Source organism: Micromonospora sp. BQ32, assembly GCF_059358895.1.
Window position 1 is genome coordinate 226434 of record NZ_JCADBI010000008.1, and the last position, 22847, is coordinate 249280.

A 22847-nucleotide genomic window follows, 5' to 3' on the forward strand; every position below is an offset into this window, starting at 1 on the left:
TCGCCTAATCTGAGGCGCGACACGCTGCCCACACTGTGGAGGTTTCCCGGGTGTCTCGTCCCCACCCTCCGTGGGCCCGCCTCCGCTCGGTGCCCCGGCCGGCCTGGATCGGCTTCGGGGTGGTCGTCCTGCTCCTGGCGGCCGTCCCCGTGTTCGGCTGGTCGCCGTCGAAGTCCGCCGCGCCGGACGCGGCCTGGTCGGCAGCCGACGCGGACACCCCGCCGCCCGCCGCGCCCATAGACGGCACCGCCTGCGCCGCGAACGCGCACGGCATGGCCGGCTTCACCCCGGTCAGCGCCCTCGACCTGCCCGAGCGGAACGACCCCAAGCGGCCCACGCCCCTCTCGTTCGACCGGGCCGGCGCGGTTGCCGGCGGGTTCGACCGGATCGGCTACTGCCTGGAGTTGACCGGCCCCACCGGTACGCAGTGGGTGTGGACCGCCATGTCGCCGTTCACCACCGATGCTCGACGCCTCGGCCTGCCGACCCGGGCCGGTCAGATCGTCCGGCAACGGATTGCCGATCTGGAGGTCGCCACCAACGCGCCGGGCCTGGCCACCGGCACCGGCCTCACGGGCTATCTGGAGATGTGGCCGAACAAGTACGGGCCAGCCAGCTCCGGCCAGATCCCCGGTGCCGCCACCGACCGGTACGACGCCGACGACGACGTGTACTCCTCGATCGGGTACGGCTCCTTCCAGGTGCACGCGGTCGCGGCCACCCGCCCGGCGCCGGCGGCCCCGCAGACGGTTCTCGCGGTCAACGGCTTCACCTCAGACGACCAGCCGCTGTCGGTGGGCATCGGGACCGCCCCCACCGGCCAGCCCGACTGGACGACCGCCGGTAACGCCGGCACGTACACCCAACGTCGTCTGACGACCTACGCCCGCGCGTCGGTGCTCACCGTCAGCCAGCACCCTCGGGACCGGCAGCTGTACCCCCGGGACGCGGCCGGCGGCGCGGTCGTGCCGGTGGCGGGAAGGACGACCGACCCGCGGGTCCGCGCCGTACGCCTCAAGGTCGTCAGCGGGGCTGACGGCTGGGACGAGACGGTGCCCGTCGGGGCTCGCGGCGAGTTTGCGTTCCGGCAGCGGATCACCGCCGCTCTTCGGGAGTACCGATTCGAGTTGCACGTGCTCGGCGACGGCGTCGCCCGGCGGGCCGCCCTGTGGGAGGGCGTGGTGTCCGGCGACGTGTACGTCATCCAGGGCCAGTCCAACGCGGTGGCGGCCAGTCACCAGGGCTCGTCGATCGGCGAGGAGTCCCCGTACGTCCGCAGTTTCGGCTCGACGACCGGGGACCGGGTCCTCTCCGGCGCGGACCGTACCTGGAACTACGCCGTCTCGGGTACGGTCCGCCAGCCCGGCTCGATCGGCCAGTGGGGGATTCGCGCGGCCCACCGACTCATGGACACCTACCAGGTGCCGGTGGCCGTGATCAACGGCGCGGAGAGCAGCAAGGTGGTGTCGTTCTTCCAGCGCAACGACCGCAACCCCGGTGACCTGCGCACCAACTACGGCCGGTTGCGGCAACGGCTCACCGCCGCCAACGTCATCGGCGAGGTCCGGGCGGTGTTCTGGTACCAGGGCGAGGCCGACAACAACGACGCCGCCGGGCACACCGCCGGGTTCACCGCGCTGTTGACCGACTGGCGTCGGGAGGTCGGCCTCCGAGCAGGCGGCGGCACCCGGTACTACGTCGTCCAGGTGGGCAGCTCACCGTGCGGAAACACCTCCGGCGGCCCGCTGCGCGAGGCACAGCGACGGATGGCCGACACCCTGAAGGTGACGGTGCTGTCGACCACGGCCCTGTCGGGCCGGGAGGGTTGCCACTTCGCCTGGGAACGGGGCTACCGCGAGTTGGGCGACCAGGCGTTCGCCGTGGCGGCCCGGGACATCCACCGCGGCCCCGGCGAGGGCGTGGCGGCCCCGAACCCCAAGTCGGCCGCCTTCACCGACGCCCGGCGTACCGAGGTGATCGTCCAGCTCCGCAACCCGGACCCGCTGACCGTGCACGCCGGCGCGGGCACCGACTTCACGATCGACGGCAGCACCGCCACCGTCACCGGCGTCGAGTACCGCGAGGGAGGGCGGCTTGTGCTGAGCCTGTCCGGCCCGGCCGGTGGCGCAAACCGGCTGAGTTACCGGGGCGATGCCGGGCCCTGGTGTGTGAACGCCACCGGGGCCGGTCTGCTGGCCTTCCAGGGGCTTCCGATAGCCGGCGGGTAGCAGTCCGCCCAGCGCCGGCCCGGTCGGGCGCCGGAGACCGCGCGGCCCGGCTCGCGCCTCGCGGGTTCAGTTGACGGCGGCGGCCCGGCTGTCCTGCCGGCCGATGAGTCGCCGGAGCCCGGCCAGGGGCGCCGGCCGGTCCACCAGGTCCACCGGCCCCGGCACCGGAGTGCGCGCGGGGGGCGTGGACACCGAGACGGTGAGAACCAGCAGCACGACGATCCAGGTCAGCCCGTCCACCGACAGTGGGTTCCAGACGACCTCGGTGAACGAGTAGACGATGAAGAGCACAAGCGGCGCCTTGGCGGTGAACGCCTGGCCGTCCTCGACGCCCCGGTGCAGCAGGGTGGCCATCCAGAGACCGAACAGGGTCAACGCGACCAGCCCGCCGGAGAAGATGACCAGGACGTACCCGGAGTGGAAGAAGTGGGTGGGTGCCGCACCGATGTCCTGGAGATAAAACCACTTCGAGACGCCGACACCGACGCCCTCCCGACCGCTCAGGTACTCGCGGGCGGCGACCCAGATGTTGCCCCGATTGCTCAGCGTGGTCTTCGACGCGCTCCAGGTCAGGTACGTGGCCGCGGTCAGTGCGCCGATGACGAGCGCGACGCAGACCGCGAAGGGGATCTGCGGGCTCGGCCGCAGGCGCTGCACGAGCAGTGCGGCCAGCACCCAGGCGCAGACCGCCCCGACGGCCAGGTAGCTGGTGCGGGAGCCGGTGGCGACGATCACCAGCAGGCAGAACGACGTCGTCGCCACCAGCTCAACGCGGCGCATCGCGCAGAACGCGGCCACCAGCGTGAATGACGCGAGCATCGCCACGTAGTTCTCGGAGTTGTAGAAGCTCTTGAACAAGGCCCCGGCCACAGAGCACTTCTCCAGCTTCCCGCCGGTACAGATCCGCCACGCCTGGTCGTACAGGGCGGTCGGGATGGTCAGCAGCGCCAGGACCGCCAGCCCGGTGTAGGCCACCGCTCGAACACTCACGGCGATGCGGGCAGCCATCAGCCAGATGACGAGCAGCATGAGCGCGGCCGCCGAGTACGGTGGCAACCGCGAACCGTAGAACCCGCCCCCGGTGAGGGCGTCGACGCCGGCGGACCAGGCCAGCAGCGCACCGGCCATCGCGATCGAGATCCGCAGCCACACGTGCGAAGGTCCGCGCAGAACCGCACGACCGGAGAGCACCAGCCAGGCCAGCAGAGCGACCAGCAGCACGCCGATCAGCGCCGAGCTCCTGTCACCGGCGAGCGCGGGCGCCGCGTTGGTGAGCACGGCGAACCCGACCAGAGCGACAGCGGTCGCACTGTCGCCGAAGGCGGCGGCGATGTTCCGCCGGATTCGGACCAACCACAGGGCTACCGCGACACCACCGACGGTCAGTAGGACACCGAAGATGGTCGTCACGTCAGACCCTTTCTCGGTCAGCTGCCGATGCCGCCTCGGCGTCGGCCTCGCGGCGCGGGTCGCGTCGCAGGGCAGCGACGAGGCACCCCCACAGCAGGACGGCGAGCAGAGCGTCGCACACCAGACTCGACACCACCGCACCCTGCCACCCGTACGCCGGAATCAGCCAGACGTTCAGGCCGGCGTTGACCACGCCGACCGCGATCTGGGCCACCGTCCGGCGTCCCTGCATCCGGGCACCGGACAGGGTATCGGCGGCGAGGTAGTGGATCGCCTTCAGTACCAGCAGCGCGCTCAGGCCCTGCAGGGCAAGGGTGGCGGCCTCGTATTCGGGACCAAAGACCAGGGGCATCATCCAGGCGAACGCGACGAGGAGGAGAGATGCCGGCACGCTGAACGCCAGGTAGCGCGGCAGCAGCTTGCGCGTGAGCCGCAGTGCGGCTCGAGGGCCGTTACGCCCGGCCTCGAAGAAGTTGGGGTACGCGACCGCCGCCATCGACCGGGCGGGCGTGTACGCGAAGTCGACAACGCGGTACGCCGCGGCGTAGATGGCCGCGCTCTCCGTCGTCCCCAGCTTGGAGAGCATCACCTTGTCGAGGTCGTTGTACACGGTCTGGGCGGACAGACCCACGGCGAACAGCATGCCGGTGCGCGCCTGCGCCAACGATCCCCGGACTTCCAACGGAGTCCGACCTGACCCGCGTAGGCCACCCAGGACCACTGCCACGCACACTGCCGCGGATACCAGCACCGAGGTCACGGCCCAGGCGTGCAGGGTGACCGGTCCGGCTGCCGCGGCCAGCGCGATGACCCCGACCAACCGGGAGACCTGTAGCAACGCGGGGATGACGGAGGCGAGCAGGATCCGACCCCGGGCCTGGACGGAGGCGGCCACGGCCTCGATGAGGCGCCAGGCCACCAGGTCGGCGAAGGCCAGACAGAAGAGGTCGATCAGGCTTGCCTGGGCACCCCAGATCAGCGCGCCTGCCGCAGCGACCAGCACTGTCGCACCAGCCCCGAACACCACCGACAGCAGCAGCCCCCGGGCCAGGTGACGGGCCCACTCGGCAGGCGCGTCGGCGTGGCTCTGGAAGATCAGGCTCGGTGCGCCGGCCGACGCGAAGGGCGAGATGACCGCCACCAGGGCCGTGATGCCGACGAAGAGGCCGTACGTGTCGATGGGCATCTCCCGCGCCAGCAGCACGAAGAGTGCTCCCTGGGCGAGGGTCCGCAGCAGGGTTCCCACGAAGAATCTGCCGGACTTGCGCAGGAAGGCGTCACCCCGGTGGGGCGCCCGGTGACGTGGTGATGCGCTGCGGTCCGGCTCGCCCACGAGGTCGACTGCGCCTTGGGCGAGGGTCATCGTCGGACCGCCTCCACCCACTGTCGGCTGATCCCGGCCGCGTCGAAGGCGACCGAGCGGGCGTGCCAGGCCTTCTCGAACTCGACGGGCCCGGGGCGCCCGAGACCCGTCAGGTGCCTGATCGCCTCGGCGAGGGCGGTCGGGGTCGGGGCCGTCGTCAGCACGCCGGGCACCAGGTCCGGCACCATCTCGTCGACGGCGGACACGGGCATCGCGGCGACGGGGAGTCCCACTTCGGCCGCCTCCACGAGGCTGAAACCGAAGGTCTCCGCCAGCGACGGGTGAACGAGCAGGTCGGCGTCGGCCAGCAGCCCGCGGACGTCGGGGATCCGGCCGAGGAAGGTCACCCGATCCGCCAGGCCGCGCTCACGCGCCCGGGTCTCCAGCAGTGTCCGCTCCTCGCCGTCTCCGGCAAGCGTCAGGTGGTAGGCGGTGGGCAGCTCCGCGAGCGCGTCGATCGCGCACAGGTGGTTCTTCAGCGGGCGGAGCGCGCCCGTGGTGACCAGCCGGATCCGTGCCGGGTCCGCGACTGGCCGGGGCGGGACGAACGGTGCGGTCGGGACCGGGTTGGGGATCGTGACGACGCGCGACCCGGAGTGGAGACCGCGTACCGTCCGGGCCACCCCGTCGGACACGGCCACGACGAGCCGAGGCCGGAGGGAACCGAATCCGGACGCGCGGGCGAGCATCCGCACCCGACGGTCGGCCCGCAGGCGCTCGGGCAGCAACGAGTGCTCCCAGGCGACGAACGTCCGCGATGAGCCAGCCAGAGCCGCCCCGACGGGCACGCTCCCCCACAATCCGCTGGCGACGACCTCCACGTCCGGCGGCAGGCTCCGCAGTCGGCGGCGCAGTGGGGGAACAGCTTCCACCAGCCGGGTGAGCCGCGACCCAAGGTTCAGGGTGTCGACACGGAGGTCGTCGAGACCGTCCGGCACTCCCCGGGACAGCACGGTCGCGGACACCTCCACGCCGTGCCGGGCGAGCCCGCGCATCACCAGAACTGCGGCTCGCTCCATGCCGTAGAGCGGTTCGAGCTGCGGCAGAACGAAGTGCAGACGCATCAGTGTGGCCGTTCGGTCTCAAGCGGTCGAGTGGGGCTGCTGGGGGCCTTCGACTTGCGCATGGCGACCCGTTCGAGGGTCGACCGGGGCACGAGCCCGAGCGCCGCCAGCACTGCGTTCCGGGCGGACGGTGGGGAGTTGCGGCGGATCGCCCGCACCATCTCCCGCACACCCTCCCGGTCTCGGGCCTGGAGAGCGTAGCGGAGGGTCTGTGCCGCGATGAAGTCCGAGAAGGTCCCCGGCGCCCACACACCCTCCCAGCGCTGGGCCCAGTGCCACGAGGTACGCCAGTCCGCGCCGGCCGAGATCGACCCGGGGCTGCCCACCGTGTAGACCGCCGTCGCCTCCTCCACCTGGACGATCTTCACCCGGGGCAGCCGGGCGACCCGGACCAGCCAGTCCCAGTCCTGGTGTCGGGGGAGCGTCTCGTCCCAGCGGCACTCGGTCGCCAACTCGTACGTCGTCAACAACGTCGACGTGGGCAGCGACTGCCGGCCGATGCCGAGGTGACGGCGGCGGAACAGGTAGTCCTCCGGCAGCATGCCGTCGGGGATCACCTCGGCGGGGGCCGGTGCCGGCAGCGGCTCGGCGCCGTCCTTGCGTTGCAGGATCCGGGAGGACACGACGGGGCGGAACCCGGCCGCCGCAACCCGCTCGAGCGCGGGCACCTGCGCCGCCAGCTTGGTCGGCAGCCAGGTGTCGTCGTCGTCGAGGAACGCGACGTGGCTGCCCGGGATGGCATGGGAAACCCCGAGATTACGGGCGTACGACCCGCGCCGGCCGCCGCCGGTGCAGACCACCTGGTCGATGTGCTGCCCCAGGTTCCGCACCGTCTGCGGCACCTCCGGGGTGTCACAGACAACCACGATGTGTACGGAGGCGCCCTGCTGGGAGCGGGCGGAGAGCACCGCGTCGGCGATGCTGGGGCGGCCCGTGGTGGGGATCACGACGGATACGTTCGGCATTGCGTTCTCCATGCGTTGGGGGTGCGACCGGCACACCGCCGGGTACGGCCGTTGGCCGTACCCGGCGGTGTCTCGGTGCGTGGGCGGATCAGCGGCCGCCGGCGCGGAAGACCTCGGTCACCGTACGGAGCACGACCTTGACGTCGAGCCAGAGGGACCAGTTCTCGATGTAGTAGTTGTCGAAGCGGGCCCGGTCGGAGATGGGGGTGTCGCCGCGCAATCCGCTGACCTGCGCCAGACCGGTGAGCCCGACCGGAACGCGGTGCCGCATCGCGTACTGGGGTATTCGGCCGAGAACTTCTCGACGAAGTAGGGGCGCTCGGGCCGAGGGCCGACCACGCTCATGTCGCCACGGAGGATGTTCCAGAGCTGCGGAAGCTCGTCGAGGGACGTCCTGCGCATGATCCGACCGATCGGCCCCACCCGCCGGTCGTTGGCGATGGACCAGTTGGTCTGCGACTCGTGCTCGTCGACGGGGCGCATGGACCGGAACTTGATGATGTTGAAAGGTCGGCCGTGCCGACCGATCCGCTCCTGGTAGAAGAAGATGCCGGGGCCGCCGTCGATGAGCGTGGCGACCGCGCAGATGAGGAGCACCGGGCTCAGCAGGAGCAGCGCCACCGAGGCGAACGCGATGTCCGACGCGCGCTTGAGCGCCGACTGCGGGCCGGAGAGGGTGATGTCGCCGATGCTGACCACCGGGACCGCGCCGATGTGGTCGCCGTGTGAACGGGACCCCCACAGGGGGGTGGCCGCCCACAGGTCGCACTCCGCCGTCCGGGGCCGGGACAGGAGCTCCATGAGTGAGGTCTCGGAGCAGTTCGCGTCCGCGACGATCACGACGTCACACTCGCGCAGCCGTACCAGGCTGTCGAGGTCGTCGAGGGATCCGATCAGCGGCAGCGCCGACGGGCCGTCCGGGGTGTCGACACAACCCACGAAGCGCAGGCCGTACTGGGGGTAGCGGCGCAGGAGCCGGGCGAGTTCCACGGCGGTGGGGCCACTGCCGACGATGATGGTGTTGTGTTCGACCCACCGGCGCTTGCGGGCGACGATGGCGAATTCGCGGGTGACGGCCCGGCCGAGGATGACCAGCCCCGCCGACGCGGCGACACCGCGGGTGAAGCTGAAGACGTACTCGGCGGATTCGTGACGCATCGCCGCGACGATGGTGACCGCGGACGCCGCGGCCAACAGGCGCCCGCAGAGGCTCGGCACCTCGTCGAGGAAGCTCACGTGCCGTCGTGCCCGGTAGAGGCCGCCGCTGGCGAAGATGATCACGGTCAGGACCGTCATGGCCAGGGTGCCGCGCCAGTACTGCTGGGTGACCAGCAGCGGCGTCAACAGTGCCAGGACGTCAACCGGCGCGGTCATCATCCAGGCCCGCAACCACCGGGTCCGGGTCGAGGCACGCGAGCCGGCGTACGGAAGGACGGCGGTCGTGTCCAGGCCGGCGCGGGGCTGGCGCTCTTCAGGTGCCGGTGCTGGTGCCGGCGAGGCGGAGCGCCGGTCAGCGGGCGACGGGAACGCCGGGGGCTGGAAGGCGGGAGGCTGGAATGCCGGCGGCTGGAAGGGCGAGGGCTGGTAGGCGGGAGGGCGACTCCCGCCCTGGCTCCCCTCGTCGTCCCCCTCACCCTCGCCCTGGGCGGTGGCGGCGGTGCCGTCGCGGTCGGCGGCCGGGACCGGCCGATGCCACATGGCGGGCTGACTGGACATCATGGACCTCCCCGTGAGAACCGGCTGACCTGGCCCGGTCCGTAGCGCGAGACAAGGTTGCGGCCGACGAACTGACCGCCGACCTGGTGTTACTTGGAGCTGGCGAGAATTTCGTCGACGGAGTCCCGGCGTACGGCATCGTAGAAGGTCTTTGCCTTCTCAGTGTTCGCGAAGACGACACTCTCGCTGCCCACCCGACCGGTGCCCTTCGTCGGGCTGGTGACGAAAGTGAGGTTACGGCCGCGCAGGTTCCGCAGGTCTGTCGCCATGCTGACGAGCGACATCTTCTCGTCCACCGACACGGCGCTGGAGGTCGCCTTGACGAAGGAGTTGAGCCGCCCGGGATTGGTCACGATGCCGCCGGACACGGCCTTGTCGAGGATGGCCTTGATGACCTGCTGCTGGTGACGGATGCGGGCGAAGTCGCCGTCAGCGAACTGTTTGCGCTGGCGGGAGTAGTCCAGGGCCGTCTCGCCGTCCATCCGCTGCACGCCCTGCTCGAACTTCCGGAACGGCGGATGGATCGAGGTGAATGACTTCTCCGCGTTGATGTTGACGCCGTCCAGGGCGTCGATGATTTCCTTGAAGCCGGCGAAGTCAACGATCATGACGTGGTCGATTCGCACCGTGGTGAACGATTCGACTGTTTGCACCATCAGCGGAATGCCGCCCCAGGCGTACGCCGCGTTGATCTTCGCGTCCCGGCCCCCGTGCTCCCCGTTCTTCGACTTCGGCACGTTCACCCAGGTGTCACGAGGAATTGAGACGAGTTGCGCGCTCGACCGGTCCTTCGGGATGTGCGCGACGATGATGGTGTCGGTGCGCGAGCCGCCGGTGCTGTCCGGGTCGCGGGAATCGCTGCCCAGGATCAGGATGTTCATCGCGCCGTCGGCCACCGCCTGCGGACGCCCCTCCTCGGGAACATCGGCGAAGGCGTCCACCCGGTCGATGTCCTTCTCCACCGAGCGGAGGTAGAGGGCGCCACCGATCATGCTGCCGCCGCCGAGGATCGCCGCGACTACCAGGCAGATGACGAGGACCCGACGCCAACGAGGGCCACGGCGTCGCCTCTTGCCCCCGGACGGGACATCCTCGTACGGATCGACTGTGTGTGGGTCGACGAATTCGGTGTCGGCATCGGTGTACCGCTGAGCACCAGACATGCCGGCGATGCTACTGATTGCGCGTGTCTGTCGTGCACCCTCGTCCTTTCGGGTATCGCATGCCTGCCGACCGGTGCGGCGAACCGGGCCCTGCGTCCGGACGGACTGCCGGTAACGCCGGCCCGGGAGCGCTTTCAAGGCCCTATTCTGCCGACCCCGCCGGAGGGCCGAAACAACGTAACCATCGGCTTTTCGCGATGACCCTCCCGCTGCCGCCCGAACCCTGCTACAACGGCACCCGTGGATCGAATCAAGCTCCGACGGGCCGTCGCGCGTACCCCACTCGCCCCGATTGCCGCTTTTCCCAAAAGACTTCGCACGATCGCACGGCATGACGCGAAGGTGCTGCGCCGCTCGGCGCGCTGGCTGCTGACCTCCCGCGAGCACCACAACTACACGTACGACCTCACCCCGTTGAGCCGCAACCACCTTGCCTGGTTCGTCAGCGTCGTCTGCGACATCCCGGTCAAACAGGTACGGGCGTACCTCGGCGAGATCGAGTCGGACGACGGCCTGCGCCAGCACCTCCTGGCGGCGATCGCCGCCTCCGACCGGCGCGGCCTCGCCGACAAGGAGATCCGCTTCGCCCGGCGGATCGGCTGGTACGCCATCGTCCGTGCCACCCGCCCCGCGCACGTCGTCGAGACCGGCGTCGACAAGGGACTCGGCAGCGTCGTCCTGGCGGCCGCCCTGCTGCGCAACGCGCAGGAGGGGCACCCGGGCCGGGTCACCTCGCTGGACATCAACCCCGAGGCCGGCTACCTCGCCCGGGTCGCACCGTGGTCGGAGGTCGTCGACCTGGTGATCGGCGACTCGATCGCCTCGATCGGCGCGTTGGACCGCCCGGTCGACCTGTTTCTGCACGACAGCGACCACAGCCGTGCCCACGAGAAGCGTGAGTTCGACGCCGTGGAGCCGAAGCTCGCCCCCGGCGCGATCCTGCTCACCGACAACGTCACCAGCACCAACGTGCTCGCCGAGCACGCCGAACGCACCGGCCGGCGGTTCCTCGCCTATCGGGAGAGCCCAGCCAATCACTGGTACCCGGGCGACGGCATCGGCGTGGCATGGTAGCCGGGTGCGGCTGACCTCGATTCACACGTACCCGGTCAAGGGTTGTCACCGGCTCGACCACGACGCCGCGTTCGTGCACCCCTGGGGCCTGGCCGGCGACCGGCGCTGGATGGTCGTGGGCGCCGATGGCGTCGGCGTCACCCAGCGGGAGACGACCCGGCTCGTCGCCCTGCGCGCCTCGGTGCGCCCCGGGGGTCTGTCGCTGCGCGCAGCCGGGCAGCCCGACCTCGACGTGCCCGAGCCGGCCGGCGGTGAACCGGTCGCGGTGCGCACCTTCCGCAGCCGCACCTTCCCGGTTCCCGCGCTGCCGGCCGGCCAGGCGGCCGACGACTGGCTCGGCGCCCTGCTCGACCGACCGGTCCGGCTGGTCTGGCTGGCCCGGCCGACCCGCCACGTGGCCGCCGGGGCCCGCGAACACGACACCGGTGACCAGGTCAGTTTCGCCGACGTCTACCCGCTGCTGCTGGCGAACACCGCCTCCCTCGACGTCCTCAACGACTGGCTGGCCGAGGCGGGGGAGGAACCGGTGCCGATGACCCGGTTCCGACCCAACCTGGTGGTCAGCGGCGCGCCGGCCTGGGCCGAGGACGACTGGGCTGGTCGGCCGCTGCGCATCGGCGACCGGATGTTCCGGGCCGCCGGGCCGTGCGACCGCTGCGTGGTGACCACCACCGACCAGGAGACCGGGGTGCGCACCAAGGAGCCGCTCCGCACCCTCGGGCGGCACCGCAACATCAAGCAGAAGCTCCTCTTCGGACTGCACCTGGTGCCGCTCGACAGTGGACCCCTGGCCGTCGGCGCCCCGATCGTCATCGCGCCCTGACCGAAAAGCCGACCGGCAACCGGCACCCCCCGATCACCGTCCGTCGATGCTGTCTTAGCTTTGGCTTAGCCCGCTTGTCGCTGGCCGCCCGGGTCCGGCAGCATCGCCGTCGTGACGGACGGAAGCGCTGTCGACATCAACATCGACCTGGACCATCCCGCGGAGGACCGGCCCGCGCCGTCGTCCGGGGTGAAGCCCTGGCTGGTCGCCACCGGCGTGACCGTCCTCGCGGCGGCGCTCGGGCTCACCCTCACCCTGCGCTCCGGCTCCACCCCGGCCTGCGCCGCCGGTCGGACGCTGGCCGCCGCACCGCCCACCGGCAACACCACGCACAGCGGCAAGGCGACCTTCTACGACTCCAAGGGCGCCGGCGGCAACTGCTCGAACCCGGCCGCCCCGGCCAACCGGCTCTACGTCGCGCTCGGTCCGACGGAGTACTCCGCCGGCGCCGCCTGCGGCGGATTCCTCGACGTCGTCGGCCCGAAGGGCACCGTCCGGGTGCTCATCATGGACCAGTGCCCGGAGTGCGAGCCCGGCCACCTCGACCTGTCCCGCGAGGCGTTCGCGCGGATCGCCGACCCGGTCCAGGGCCTCGTGCCGGTCACCTACCGCGCGGTGGTGAACCCGCCGCTGCCCGGACCGCTCACCTTCCGGATCAAGGAGGGCGCGTCGCAGTGGTGGTTCGCCGTCCGCGTCGGTAACCACGGCAACCCGTTGCGGTCCGTCGAGGTCCGGCAGGGTGACAGCGGCCCCTGGCAGTCGGCCGCCCGGCAGGACTACAACTACTGGCTGATCGCCTCGGGTGCCGGGCCGGGCCCGTTCAATCTCCGCGTCAGCGACGTGTACGGCAACCGGGTCACCGTCGGCGGCATCCGGATGGCGCCGGGCCAGGTGCAGAACAGCACGGTCCGGATGTACGCATCGGGCGCCGGGGCGGGCACCCGACGTCCGTCCGCGTCGACCCGACCGCCGAGCAACCGACCCGCCGCCACACCGACGCCGGCTCGTCGCCCGGTCGAGGTGGCGCGGACGAGCGCGCCGGCCACCGACCCGCCGACCACCAGCTCGGCCCGGGCGAACGCTCGGTGGTGCGCGGGCTGACGGTTCGTGCTGGACCCGTCCGGGCCGGGCGGCGGTGGTTCGCTCAGTCGGCGTCGGTCAGATCGAGCCACATCAGAATCTCGTCCCGGTCGTCATCGGGGGCCACCCGCAACGCGCCCGGCAGCCGGCCGACCTCCCGATACCCGAGGCGCCCGTAGAACTTGTCCAACCCCAGCCCGTCGCGCACCGTGACGTGCAGCGCCTCGTGGCCCAACGCCCTGCCCAGCCGGGCGGCCTCCACCATCAGCGCCGAGCCGTAGCCGGTGCCCTGGGTGTCCGGGTGGACCATCACCCGCTTCACCACGCACCAGTGCGCCGTGAGCGGAAAACGGTTGTCACTGAAGATCAGCATTGCCGCCAGCCGGTCCCCGGAGTAGCCGACCAGCAACCGGTCCGGTCCGTCGGCAATGCCGGCGAAAGTCGGATCGGCGGTGACGTGCACGTCGGTGGCGGTGACCGGTGGCACGAAACCGACCGCCCCGCCGGCGTTGCTGACGTCCACCCAGAGGTCGACGATCTCGGCACGTAGCTGCGGGGTGAGGTCGGGGTCGAGGACGAAGCGCAGACTCATGGCCGTCATCCTGACCCGACGACCAGGCCCACGACCTGGGACAGTGACGCGCCCGACAACCGCCGTCCAGCACGTGGTGTTCGTTGCCCTGTGCGGGAGAGGGGATTCGAACCCCCACATCCTTCCGGATACAGGTTCCTAAGACCTGCGCGGCTGCCGTTACGCCACTCCCGCCAACTCCCCGAGTCTAGAGTGTCGGGCTTCGGCGGTGTTGAGCCCGGCCTCCTTGAGGATGGTCGAGATCGTGCCGTGACTAACTCTGCATGCCCCGTCAGGCAGGTTGCGGAGGATGCCGGACAGCCGCTTCGGTCCGACATTCGGGTGCGCCAGCGCCTGGTCTATTACCGCGTCGCGATGAGCCCTCGAACGCCAACTGCGGCTCGGACGTGGTTTCAACACGCCGTCCTGCTCGAGCCCTCGCCGAACCTTGTGCAGATACGCCGGGGCCCAGCCCAACTGCCGTGCTGCCTCCACGGCCGTCACCTGTTGTGCGTCGATCCGACCGAACAGGTCGACCAGCTCTCCTCGCGTCGCTGGTCTGCGACCGGAACCGGCTACCTGGTGCGAGTGTTCCTCGCCCCCGGTCGCTGTTCCCATGGAAATGGTGGGGTCACCCGCCCGGTTCCGCCGGCCGGCGTAGGTGGCGGTCTGGCTGTGGCAGTTCGGGCACAGGAGCCGGAGGTTCGGTGGCCGGTTGTCGAGGAAGTCCCCGTTGATGTGGTCGACGTGCAGGATGAGCGACGCGCCTCGCCACACCGGCCCTGTCCCACATTCCTCGCACTCCTCCGGCACGCCGAGTGTGCCCAGCGCCCACTTCAACCGCACGCCGGGCGTCCGGCGGGACCCGTCGGGCAGCACAACCAGAAGCTGCGCGGATGTGGTGCGCCGTTCGCCACGCCGCCCCTTGTTGTGCGCACTGCGAGTGAAGTGCGACGTGTCGATGCCGAACCGCTTGAGCTGCCGGCTGATGTGCGCGTGCGAGCCACCGCTGACGCGTACGCCGAGCAACCGCATCACCTCGGTGACGGTGCGGGCGACGGCGGCAGCGGCGGCCAGCGCTTCGGGCGTGTACTTGTATCGAACCACTGACGGACCGTAGCGAAACGGTGCGACAGATCAGTCCAGGTCGAGGTCGCGGCGGAGCTTGGCGACGTGCCCGGTGGCCTTGACGTTGTAGAGCGCCCGCTCGACCTTGCCGTCGACGTCGATCACGAACGTCGAGCGGATCACGCCGGTGACGGTCTTGCCGTACAGCTGCTTCTCGCCGTACGCGCCGTAGGCGATCAGCACCGCCTTGTCCGGGTCCGACACCAGCGGGAAGGTGATGGCGTCGCGCTCGCGGAACTTCGCCAGCTTCTCCGGCTTGTCCGGGGAGATGCCGACGACCTCGTAGCCGGCGGCTTGGAGGGAAGCGAGCGAGTCGCGGAAGTCGCAGGCCTGCTTGGTGCAGCCGGGGGTCATCGCTGCCGGGTAGGCGTACAGGACGACCTTGCGTCCTCGCAGGTCGGCGAGGGAGAGCTGGTCGCCGGTGTCGGTGGCGAGGGTGAACTCGGGCGCGGGGTCACCGGGAGAGAGGCGGTCGGGCGCGGTCATGGCCCGACCTTACCGCCGAGCCGGCGAGCACCACCGCCGGCGCGTGAGGTGCGCCGGCCCGGAGCATGGGCGCATCAAGGTCAAACCGTGGTTCTGGAAACCGGGGTATCCAGGAGCCGAGGACGAACGACGCGGGATCAGGGAAACCGAGTCGATCATCGGAAGGCGGGCCGACAAAGCCTGGCCTGGAGTGATCAAGCCCATGCGTTGTTGCCAGAGTCTGGCAACAACGATACTTGGGAAATAGGCTGACCCACGCCGGCCCGATCGGGCCCGCTGACGCGTGGGAGGTCGCGTGGAGACACTGGCGATGCACATCTCGAACGGGATCATCGACGGTCCCGTGGCAGCGATCTTCGCTGCGCTCGCTCTTGCCGCGCTCACCGCCTGCGTTCTGCGCAGCCGGCGCGACCTGGACGACCGGCTGGCCCCGATGGCCGGCCTGGTGGCGGCGTTCATCTTCGCCGTCCAGATGCTCAATTTCCCGATCTTCACGGCCGGTGTCAGTGGTCACCTGCTGGGTGGCGCGCTCGCCGCCATGCTGGTCGGCCCCTGGGTCGGCGCGCTCTGCGTGGCCGTGGTGCTGGTCGTACAGGCACTGATCTTCGGTGACGGCGGCGTGGCCATGCTCGGCCTGAACATCACGAACATGGCGTTGCTCGGCACCGCCGCGGCGTACGCGCTGATCGCGCTGCTGCTGCGGGTGCTGCCCCGTACGCGGGCCGGTCTCGCCGTCACCGCGTTCGTCGCGGCCACGATCAGCGTGGTGGTGGCGTCGCAGGGCTTCGTCCTGGAGTACTGGCTGGGTGGCACCACCGACCTGGGCAACAACCTGGGTGGCCTGGCCGGCACGATGGCCGGCGTCCACCTGCTGATCGGCATCGGTGAGGGCCTGATCACCGCGACCACGGTGCTCACCGTCGCGAAGGTGCGCCCCGACCTGGTGTACGCGCTGCGTTCGCTGCGTACGCCCGCTGCCCCCGCCGTTCCGGTCACCGGAGGTGTCCGATGAAGAACCGATCCTGGGCCTTCCTGGCCGGCGGCCTGCTGGTCGCCCTGCTGCTCGCCGGGGTGGTGAGCAACTACGCCTCGTCGCACCCGGACGGGCTGGACTCGTCCCTGCTCAAGGGCTGCACCGTCGACGCCGACGACAACATCGTCGGGGGGAGCTGCCCAGCCCAGCAGGCCCGCGACCACGAGTTGGCCGACAGCCCGCTCGCCGACTACGGCGTACGGGGCGTGCGGAACAGCTTCGTCTCCACCGGCCTCTCCGGGGTGCTCGGGGTGCTGGTCACCTTCGCGATCGGGGCCGGCGGGTTCTGGCTGTTGCGCCGTCGAGGCAGCACGCCGACCGACGGTGACGCGGCGACGCCCGCCGCGGGCGACCCCGCGACGTCCGCCGCCGTCCGGCGCCGCGCCGACGCGGCCAACTGAGCGCGGGTACGCGGATGGGAGCCGGTCACGGGCACGTGCTGTACCGCGAGTCGAACTCGCCGGTGCACCGGCTCCCGCCCGAGGTCAAGATCGCGGCGATGGTGGTCTTCACCATCGCCGTGGTGGCCACCCCACGCGAGGCGTTCTGGGCCTTCGGCGCGTACGCCCTGCTGGTGGTGGCGGTGGCGGCACTGGCCCGGGTGGGGCCACGGTGGTTGCTCAGCCGAGCGTTGATCGAGCTGCCGTTCGTGCTGTTCGCTGTCGCCCTGCCGTTCCTCGGCAGCGGCGACCGGGTCGAGGTGCTGGGCCTGCGGCTGTCCGAGGACGGGCTGCACGGCGCGTGGAACATCCTGGCCAAGGGCACCCTGGGGGTGCTCGCCTCGCTGCTGCTCGCCGCGACCACCACCACCCGGGATCTGATCGTGGGGTTGGACCGGCTGCGTTGCCCGCAGGTGCTCACCCAGATCGCCACGTTCATGCTGCGCTACCTCGACGTGCTGGTGGGCGAGGCGCGGCGGATGCGGGTGGCCCGGATCTCCCGGGGCGACGACCCGCGCTTCCTGTGGCAGCTGCGCGGCTTCGCCGCCGGGATCGGGGCGTTGTTCCTGCGCGCCTTCGAGCGCGGCGAGCGGGTCTATCTGGCGATGCTGTCCCGGGGCTACACCGGGCGGATGCCCGCCGTGTGGCAGGGCGAGGGTGCGGCGAGCGTAGGTCAGTGGCTGGTGGCGGCGACCGTGCCGGTCCTGGCGGCCTGCATCGCCGCCACCGCCGTCGTGCTGTCATGATCGGCGTCGTGCAGACCGCTGTCTCGCTGGACGTTCGGGGCGTTCACTACGCGTACCCGGACGGGCACGTCGCCCTGCGGGGGGTTGACCTGAACGTGCCGCGTGGCGACCGGGTGGCGCTGCTCGGGCCCAACGGCGCCGGCAAGACCACGCTGGTGCTGCACCTCAACGGCATCCTCAGCCCGACCGAGGGGAGTGTGAGCGTCGGCGGGCTGACGGTCACCCCGGATCGGGCCACCCTGGCCGAGGTGCGTCGCCGGGTGGGCATCGTCTTTCAGGACCCGGACGACCAGTTGTTCCTGCCGACGGTGGCGGAGGACGTGGCGTTCGGTCCGGCGAACCTGGGTCTGCGTGGGGCCGAGCTGGCCGCCCGGGTGGACGAGGCGCTCGCCGCGGTGGGGATGAGTGAACACCGGGACCGAGCCCCGCAGCACCTGTCGTTCGGGCAGCGCCGCCGGGTGGCGGTGGCCACCGTGCTCGCCATGCACCCGGAGATCCTGGTGCTCGACGAGCCGTCGTCGAACCTGGACCCGGCGGCCCGTCGTGAGCTCGCGGAGATCCTGCGCGGCCTGCCGGTGACCCTGCTGATGGTCACGCACGACCTGCCGTACGCGGCGGAGCTGTGCGAGCGCTCGGTGATCCTGGACAACGGCCGGATCGTCGCCGACGCCCCCACCAACACCCTGCTCAACGACGCGCCGCTGCTGGCACAACACCGCCTGGAACTCCCCTACGGCTTCACCCCGCAGCCGTAGACCCACTCTCCGCGGCTTCGACGTGCGGTGCGACCGCGGTGGTGCGGGAGGCGGCGTGTAGGCGCAGGATGCCGGCGGCTGTCGCGCCGGCGCCGGTGATCAGGAAGAGCGCCACCATCACCCGGGCGGTCGTGGGCGACCAGGGCACCGGGGCGATGGCGCGGGCGAACACGGCGGCGTTCGCCGCTCCGGCGAAGAGCGCCAGGCAGGCCCCGGCCAACGCGACCACGAAGTCGGCGCCCGGGCGGCGGCTCAGCGCGTACCAGCCGGCGGCGATCGCGCCGAGGCCGGTGAGCAGGGACCAGATCTGCCCGGACAGCAGCCCGACCAGCACCCCACCCACCCCCTGGGCACCCGCGTCCAGCTCCCGTCCCACCGGGTAGCCGACGGCCAGCGCGCCGCCGCCGATCAGCAGCACGCCGAGCGCGGAGAGCGCGCGGGCGCCGGCCGGTGCGGTGGCGGCGAGCAGGCCGAGCGCGCCCACCGCGAGCAGCCCCACGATGGTCACCGCCCACCAGGTGTACGCGTCCGGCGGAGGCACCCAGTCAAGCGTGCCGCCGATCAGCACCGGGTCGGTGCCGTCGCGCAGCGGAATGGTCCAGTCCCGGACCCGGTGCTCGCGGTCGGGCGCGGCCCGTACCGCGGCTGGTGGTGTCGGCTCCTGCCACAGCGCGCGTTGGTCGTGCCACCGCACCGTGGTGCCGTCGGCGATCCGCCGCCAGGACGGTGCGGCGGCCGGGTCGGCCTCGGCCGGGAGCGCGGTGTCCCCGGTGATGGTGCGGTTGAGGTATGTGGCGGGGGAGTGGCTGTTCTCGAAGACCCCGTCCGGGCCGACGCGTAGGTACGGCTCACCGGAGTAGCCGATGACCTCGATGGCGCGGCCGGTGCGGTTGGTCAACTCCAGTCGGGCACCCGCCTCGATGACACGTACCTCAAGCCCTGGCCGCGCCGGTGCGACCCCGGTGGTCCGGGTGCGGTAGTCGGTGCCGTCCGGTGCGTCCGCGCCGTGCGCGGCGGCGGGCGCCGTGCTGGTCAGGGTCACCAGGCCGGCCGCGGCGGCGACCAGGCCGGCGCGGCCCAGCAGGGTACGGATCACTTGCCGGCCGCCGCCACGGCTGCGGTGAGAGCGTCCGGGGTGGGGTTCTCAACGGGTTGACCGTTGACCCTGACGGTCGGCGTGCCGGTGACGTTGCTCCGGCTGGCGTCGTCGGTGACGTGTGCGGTCCACGTCCGGTACGTCTGGTCCTTCACGCAGATGCCGAAGGAGCCCCGGTCGAGGCCCACGCTGGTGCCGATGTCGATGAGCTGGTCGTCGGTGAGCCCGGCGCTGCCCTCCGGCGGCTGCTGGGCGAAGAGCGCCTTGGCGTACTCATGGTACTTGCCGCCGGCGGCGGCGCAGCCGGAGGCGGCCGAGGAGCGGGTGGAGTACTCGGTGGTGGAGAAACGGTTGAGGTACGCGACCGGGTGGTAGACCACCTTCGCCTTGTTCTCGGCCACCAACTGTTCGAGCGTCGACCCGCTGGCCTGCTCGAACTGCTTGCAGGCCGGGCAGAGGAAGTCCTCGTAGACGTCGACGGTGACCGGGCCGCCGCCGATGACGATGCCGGTGCCGGCCGCGTTGGCGCCGGGTGGGGTGGTGAAGTCGTCGGAGCGCTGGTTGGACCAGACGGCCCAGCCGACGACGCCGGCGATGACCAGGACGACGACCGCGGCGGCGGAGACCCAGATCGTGCGGCGGCGGCGCCGCTCGCGGGCCAGCTGCTCGCGGACCACCCGGGCGGCGTCCCGCTGCCCCTTGCGACTACTCATCCTCGTCCTCCACAACGGGTTCGCCGGACAACCACCCGTCCACCGATACCGGCGTACGCGGCCAGATCAGCAGAAATCCGGCCAGAACCAAGAATCCCAGGTCCCGGAGGATCTCCGGGAGGTAACTGGGGGCCTGCCCCGCCGCCAGTTGCCCACCGCTGCCGAAGCAGCCGCAGTCGATGGCCAGCCCACGCGCCCAGGCCGAGGCGATCCCGGCGATGAAGACCACCAGCAGCGCCGCGGAGACCCCGGCGACGAGCCGGGTGGCCAGCCCGAGCAGCAGCAGCACGCCCAACGCCAACTCGACGAAGGGCAGGGCCGCGCCGATCACGGTCGCCACGTCGTACGGCAGCACCTGGTACGCGTTGACCGCCCGCCCGGAGGCGGCGAGGTCGCTGACCTTCGACGCCCCGGCGACCAGCCAGACGGCGGCGAGGCCGAGTCGGGCCGCGATGCCGAGCCAGGGACGGACCAGGGGCCAACGGCCGCCCCGGGTGGAAGGTGCTGTCACGCTCATTTGTCGTCCCGTCCGCGCCGGAAGTTCCGGGTTCAGCCGGTCAGGGCGTCGCCGACCGCCTCGACCAGGTCATCACGGGCCCGGGCGACCCGGGAACGGATGGTGCCCACCGGCACCCCTTCGACGGCGGCGGCCTCGGCGTACGACAGGCCGAGCAGCTGGGTGAGCACGAACGCGGAGCGTCGCTCGGGGCCGAGACGGCGGACCAGGTCGGCGGCACCGAGCTGGCCGGCCGGGTCCGGGTGCGATCGGTCGGTGTACGCGTTCGCCGCCAGGCGCTCGTCGAGCCGCCGACGCCTGATCACCGTCCGCAGGTGGTCGGCGCAGGCGCGCCGGGCGATGCCGAGCAGCCAGGTGCGGGCGCTGGAGCGACCCTCGAACGCGGGCAGGGCCCGAAACGCCCGCAGGTAGGTCTCCTGGGTCAGGTCGTCGGCGCTGTCCGGATCGACCAGGGCGGCGGCGAACCGCCAGACCTCGGCCTGGGTCAGCCGGACGAACGCCGCCTGGGCGGTGGGGTCACCGTCGCGGGCGGTCAGCGCCCACTCGGTTGCCGGGTCCCGGGCGACCTCATCGACCGGCTCTGCCGGACCGGCGGCACCGGAGTCACGCGGGACAGGGATCACGACACATCAGGTTACGCGGCACCCGGCCGTGCGTCAGGGTCGTTCGGCCCGTGGATGGTCTGCGCCACGTCGGGAACTTTCCCCGACCCCGGGCCGACTACCAGTTCATGACGTGCGACCACCGACGCGCCCACCCCCCTCGGGTCGCCGAAGGGGACACCCATCGGCGACCATGGCCGGCATGACTGTCGCCCCCCGCCGCTGGGCCGCCCGGCTGGCCGCAGCCGCCGGCCTTCTGGTCACCGTCGTCGCCTTGTTGATCGCGCCAGCCACCTCCGCCAGCGCCCACGCGGTGCTGGAGAGCAGCAGTCCGGCCGCCGCATCCATCGTGCCGAGCGGGCCGTCCGAGGTGGTCCTCACGTTCAGCGAGGCGGTCCGCAAGGTGCCCGGCAAGATCCGGGTCATCGCGCCGGACGGTTCCCGGGCCGACCGGGGCGAACCGTCGTTCAGCGAGACGGTCGTGACCATCCCGGTGGACCCGGCCGGCGCCCGTGGCACCTACCTGGTCAGCTTCCGGGTGATCTCCGCCGACAGCCACCCGGTCTCCGGGGCGTTCACCTACTCGGTCGGCGCCCCCTCGACCCCACCGGTCGACTCGGGCACGGACAGCCGCGCCAATCCGGTGGTGGAGACGGCGGTGAAGGTCGCCCGCTTCCTCGGCTACGCCGGCCTGGTGCTGCTGGTGGGGCCGGCGCTGGTGCTCGGCGCGCTCTGGCCGCGGCGGCTCTCCCGGCGGGGGCCGACCCGGCTGGCCTGGACCGGCCTCGGCCTGGTGGTCTTCGCCACCCTCGCCGACCTGTGGTTGCAGGTGCCCTACACGGCCGGTGGTGGTCTCCTCGACGTCACCGGCGAGGGGTTCGGGACGGTGTTCGGCAGCGCCTTCGGCGCCGCCCACCTGGTCCGACTCGGCCTGTTGGCGGCGTCCGTCTTCCTGCTCCGACCGCTGCTGGCCCGGCCCGCCGGCCGCGCGGACGCGATCATCCTGGGCGTGCTCGGTGGCGCCGCCCTGCTGACCTGGCCGCTGGCCGGGCACGCGTCGGCCTCCCCGGCGCCGGCGGTATCCGTGGTGGTCGACGCGGTCCACCTGGGCAGCATGGCGGTCTGGCTGGGCGGTCTGCTCATGCTCGCCGTCTTCCTGCTGCGGCAGGCCGACGAGCGGGAGTTGGGTGCGATCCTGCCGATCTGGTCGCGCTGGGCGGCGCTCGCCGTCTCGGCGCTGCTGCTGGCCGGCACCGTCCAGGCGCTGATCGAGGTGGCCACCCTGCAGGCGCTCTTCGACACCACGTACGGGCGCCTGCTGCTCGCCAAGATCGGGCTGTTCGCGCTGGTCATCGCCGTGGCCGCGTATTCCCGGCAGTTGGTGCGTAGCCGCGTCGCGGCGCAACGCCCGGTGCCGGTGCGCCGGGCGGTCCTGGCGGAGTTGGCGGTCACCGTGGTGGTGCTGGCGGTGTCCGCCACGCTCGTGCAGACCACGCCCGCGCGCACCGCGGCGGCCGGCCCGTCCGCCGGGGCCGAGGCCGGCCTCTTCAGCACCAGGCTGTCCAGCCCGCTGCTGTCCGTCGAGGTCGAGGTGAGCCCGGCCGAGCGGGGCAACAACTCCGTGCACCTGTACGCGTACGGCAAGGACAACCAGCCACTGCTGGTCGCGGAGTGGAAGGCGACCGTCGCGCTGCCCTCGGCGGGGATCGAGCCGATCGAGGTGCCGTTGCTGCGGTTGACGGACAGTCACGCCTACGGCGATATCAGCCTGCCGACCGCCGGCGAGTGGCAACTGAAGATCACCGCCCGGACGACCGACATCGACCAGGCCACGGTGACCGCCACCGTGCCCATCCGTTAGAGAGGCTCGCGAA

Annotated in this window: 21 protein-coding genes, 1 tRNA gene and 1 pseudogene; 9 read left to right on the forward strand and 14 right to left on the reverse strand. The window is 71.5% G+C overall.

Annotated features, from left to right (window positions below; translation table 11 throughout):
• The first annotated feature begins 50 nt into the window (after positions 1-50).
• The gene (locus AC5L30_RS17855) at positions 51-2228 is read left to right on the forward strand and encodes a sialate O-acetylesterase (RefSeq protein WP_494868536.1); all 2178 of its coding nucleotides are present in this window, start codon (positions 51-53) and stop codon (positions 2226-2228) included.
• Between the two features lie 66 nt (positions 2229-2294).
• On the opposite strand, the gene AC5L30_RS17860 is transcribed toward AC5L30_RS17855, so the two are convergent.
• The 6 genes and pseudogenes from AC5L30_RS17860 to AC5L30_RS17885 form a co-directional block, all read right to left on the reverse strand.
• On the reverse strand, positions 2295-3638 hold the full coding sequence (locus AC5L30_RS17860; RefSeq protein ID WP_494868538.1) for an O-antigen ligase family protein: 1344 nt from the start codon (positions 3636-3638) through the stop codon (positions 2295-2297).
• A 1-nt stretch (position 3639) separates the two neighbouring features.
• A complete protein-coding gene (locus AC5L30_RS17865) occupies positions 3640-5001 on the reverse strand; it encodes a lipopolysaccharide biosynthesis protein (RefSeq protein ID WP_494868539.1) in 1362 nt (453 codons plus the stop codon).
• On the reverse strand, positions 4998-6065 hold the full coding sequence (locus AC5L30_RS17870) for a glycosyltransferase (RefSeq protein WP_494868540.1): 1068 nt from the start codon (positions 6063-6065) through the stop codon (positions 4998-5000). The genes AC5L30_RS17865 and AC5L30_RS17870 overlap by 4 nt, the downstream gene beginning before the upstream one ends.
• Positions 6065-7030 carry a glycosyltransferase family 2 protein gene (locus AC5L30_RS17875; protein WP_494868542.1) on the reverse strand — a complete coding sequence of 322 codons (966 nt, stop codon included), beginning with the start codon at positions 7028-7030 and terminating at the stop codon, positions 6065-6067. Before AC5L30_RS17875 ends, AC5L30_RS17870 begins: the two co-directional genes overlap by 1 nt.
• 88 nt (positions 7031-7118) lie before the next feature.
• Positions 7119-8749 (reverse strand): annotated as a pseudogene (locus AC5L30_RS17880) (sugar transferase).
• Between the two features lie 86 nt (positions 8750-8835).
• Positions 8836-9909 (reverse strand): LCP family protein, encoded by a 1074-nt coding sequence (locus tag AC5L30_RS17885; protein WP_494868543.1) that lies wholly within the window; start codon positions 9907-9909, stop codon positions 8836-8838.
• A 240-nt stretch (positions 9910-10149) separates the two neighbouring features.
• Between AC5L30_RS17885 and AC5L30_RS17890 the strand changes: the two genes are divergently transcribed.
• The 3 genes from AC5L30_RS17890 to AC5L30_RS17900 all read left to right on the forward strand — a co-directional run bounded on the left by AC5L30_RS17890 (position 10150) and on the right by AC5L30_RS17900 (position 12907).
• Positions 10150-10983: an O-methyltransferase gene (locus tag AC5L30_RS17890; RefSeq protein WP_494868544.1), complete on the forward strand. Its 834-nt coding sequence runs from the start codon at positions 10150-10152 to the stop codon at positions 10981-10983.
• Positions 10984-10987: 4 nt separating this feature from the next.
• Entirely contained in the window at positions 10988-11806 is an 819-nt protein-coding gene (locus AC5L30_RS17895; protein WP_494868545.1) for an MOSC domain-containing protein, read from the forward strand.
• 111 nt (positions 11807-11917) lie between these two features.
• Positions 11918-12907, forward strand: coding sequence for an expansin EXLX1 family cellulose-binding protein (locus AC5L30_RS17900; protein ID WP_494868546.1), 990 nt, complete (start codon positions 11918-11920; stop codon positions 12905-12907).
• A gap of 43 nt (positions 12908-12950) precedes the next feature.
• Here AC5L30_RS17900 and AC5L30_RS17905 read toward each other — a convergent pair whose 3' ends face one another.
• The 4 genes from AC5L30_RS17905 to bcp all read right to left on the reverse strand — a co-directional run bounded on the left by AC5L30_RS17905 (position 12951) and on the right by bcp (position 15071).
• Entirely contained in the window at positions 12951-13478 is a 528-nt protein-coding gene (locus tag AC5L30_RS17905; RefSeq protein ID WP_494868547.1) for a GNAT family N-acetyltransferase, read from the reverse strand.
• Between the two features lie 91 nt (positions 13479-13569).
• A tRNA-Leu gene (locus AC5L30_RS17910) sits at positions 13570-13652 on the reverse strand.
• The gene (locus AC5L30_RS17915; protein WP_494868548.1) at positions 13638-14564 is read right to left on the reverse strand and encodes an HNH endonuclease signature motif containing protein; all 927 of its coding nucleotides are present in this window, start codon (positions 14562-14564) and stop codon (positions 13638-13640) included. The genes AC5L30_RS17910 and AC5L30_RS17915 overlap by 15 nt, the downstream gene beginning before the upstream one ends.
• Positions 14565-14594: 30 nt before the next feature.
• Complete coding sequence (gene bcp / locus AC5L30_RS17920) at positions 14595-15071, reverse strand: thioredoxin-dependent thiol peroxidase (RefSeq protein ID WP_494868549.1); 477 nt, start codon at positions 15069-15071, stop codon at positions 14595-14597.
• A 295-nt stretch (positions 15072-15366) separates the two neighbouring features.
• Between bcp and AC5L30_RS17925 the strand changes: the two genes are divergently transcribed.
• From AC5L30_RS17925 to AC5L30_RS17940, 4 genes are read left to right on the forward strand one after another with little or no spacing between them, the layout of a single operon-like run.
• A complete protein-coding gene (locus tag AC5L30_RS17925; RefSeq protein ID WP_494868551.1) occupies positions 15367-16083 on the forward strand; it encodes an energy-coupling factor ABC transporter permease in 717 nt (238 codons plus the stop codon).
• Positions 16080-16505 carry a PDGLE domain-containing protein gene (locus tag AC5L30_RS17930; protein WP_494868552.1) on the forward strand — a complete coding sequence of 142 codons (426 nt, stop codon included), beginning with the start codon at positions 16080-16082 and terminating at the stop codon, positions 16503-16505. The genes AC5L30_RS17925 and AC5L30_RS17930 overlap by 4 nt, the downstream gene beginning before the upstream one ends.
• Positions 16506-16519: 14 nt before the next feature.
• Positions 16520-17290 (forward strand): cobalt ECF transporter T component CbiQ, encoded by a 771-nt coding sequence (gene cbiQ, locus AC5L30_RS17935; RefSeq protein WP_494868553.1) that lies wholly within the window; start codon positions 16520-16522, stop codon positions 17288-17290.
• Positions 17287-18045 carry an energy-coupling factor ABC transporter ATP-binding protein gene (locus AC5L30_RS17940; protein ID WP_494868554.1) on the forward strand — a complete coding sequence of 253 codons (759 nt, stop codon included), beginning with the start codon at positions 17287-17289 and terminating at the stop codon, positions 18043-18045. Before cbiQ ends, AC5L30_RS17940 begins: the two co-directional genes overlap by 4 nt.
• Here AC5L30_RS17940 and AC5L30_RS17945 read toward each other — a convergent pair.
• Genes AC5L30_RS17945 through AC5L30_RS17960 form a run of 4 tightly spaced genes read right to left on the reverse strand, consistent with a single transcriptional unit; the run spans position 18029 to position 20994 of the window.
• Positions 18029-19141 (reverse strand): hypothetical protein, encoded by a 1113-nt coding sequence (locus AC5L30_RS17945; protein ID WP_494868555.1) that lies wholly within the window; start codon positions 19139-19141, stop codon positions 18029-18031. The genes AC5L30_RS17940 and AC5L30_RS17945 overlap by 17 nt on opposite strands.
• A complete protein-coding gene (locus AC5L30_RS17950) occupies positions 19138-19854 on the reverse strand; it encodes a DsbA family protein (RefSeq protein ID WP_494868556.1) in 717 nt (238 codons plus the stop codon). The genes AC5L30_RS17945 and AC5L30_RS17950 overlap by 4 nt, the downstream gene beginning before the upstream one ends.
• Positions 19847-20371: a MauE/DoxX family redox-associated membrane protein gene (locus AC5L30_RS17955; RefSeq protein ID WP_494868557.1), complete on the reverse strand. Its 525-nt coding sequence runs from the start codon at positions 20369-20371 to the stop codon at positions 19847-19849. Before AC5L30_RS17955 ends, AC5L30_RS17950 begins: the two co-directional genes overlap by 8 nt.
• A 32-nt stretch (positions 20372-20403) precedes the next feature.
• Positions 20404-20994, reverse strand: coding sequence for a sigma-70 family RNA polymerase sigma factor (locus tag AC5L30_RS17960; protein WP_494868558.1), 591 nt, complete (start codon positions 20992-20994; stop codon positions 20404-20406).
• 172 nt (positions 20995-21166) lie between these two features.
• Between AC5L30_RS17960 and AC5L30_RS17965 the strand changes: the two genes are divergently transcribed.
• The gene (locus AC5L30_RS17965; protein ID WP_494868559.1) at positions 21167-22834 is read left to right on the forward strand and encodes a copper resistance CopC/CopD family protein; all 1668 of its coding nucleotides are present in this window, start codon (positions 21167-21169) and stop codon (positions 22832-22834) included.
• The last annotated feature ends 13 nt before the right edge of the window (positions 22835-22847 follow it).

Bases quoted from the DNA above. Each gene is read 5' to 3' on its own strand.
- AC5L30_RS17865 (WP_494868539.1), bottom strand. From the start codon at position 5,001: ATGACCCTCGCCCAAGGCGCAGTCGACCTCGTGGGCGAGCCGGACCGC.
- AC5L30_RS17870 (WP_494868540.1), bottom strand. From the start codon at position 6,065: ATGCGTCTGCACTTCGTTCTGCCGCAGCTCGAACCGCTCTACGGCATG.
- AC5L30_RS17875 (WP_494868542.1), bottom strand. From the start codon at position 7,030: ATGCCGAACGTATCCGTCGTGATCCCCACCACGGGCCGCCCCAGCATC.
- AC5L30_RS17885 (WP_494868543.1), bottom strand. From the start codon at position 9,909: ATGTCTGGTGCTCAGCGGTACACCGATGCCGACACCGAATTCGTCGAC.
- AC5L30_RS17905 (WP_494868547.1), bottom strand. From the start codon at position 13,478: ATGAGTCTGCGCTTCGTCCTCGACCCCGACCTCACCCCGCAGCTACGT.
- bcp (WP_494868549.1), bottom strand. From the start codon at position 15,071: ATGACCGCGCCCGACCGCCTCTCTCCCGGTGACCCCGCGCCCGAGTTC.
- AC5L30_RS17930 (WP_494868552.1), top strand. From the start codon at position 16,080: ATGAAGAACCGATCCTGGGCCTTCCTGGCCGGCGGCCTGCTGGTCGCC.
- cbiQ (WP_494868553.1), top strand. From the start codon at position 16,520: ATGGGAGCCGGTCACGGGCACGTGCTGTACCGCGAGTCGAACTCGCCG.
- AC5L30_RS17940 (WP_494868554.1), top strand. From the start codon at position 17,287: ATGATCGGCGTCGTGCAGACCGCTGTCTCGCTGGACGTTCGGGGCGTT.
- AC5L30_RS17950 (WP_494868556.1), bottom strand. From the start codon at position 19,854: ATGAGTAGTCGCAAGGGGCAGCGGGACGCCGCCCGGGTGGTCCGCGAG.
- AC5L30_RS17955 (WP_494868557.1), bottom strand. From the start codon at position 20,371: ATGAGCGTGACAGCACCTTCCACCCGGGGCGGCCGTTGGCCCCTGGTC.
- AC5L30_RS17965 (WP_494868559.1), top strand. From the start codon at position 21,167: ATGGCCGGCATGACTGTCGCCCCCCGCCGCTGGGCCGCCCGGCTGGCC.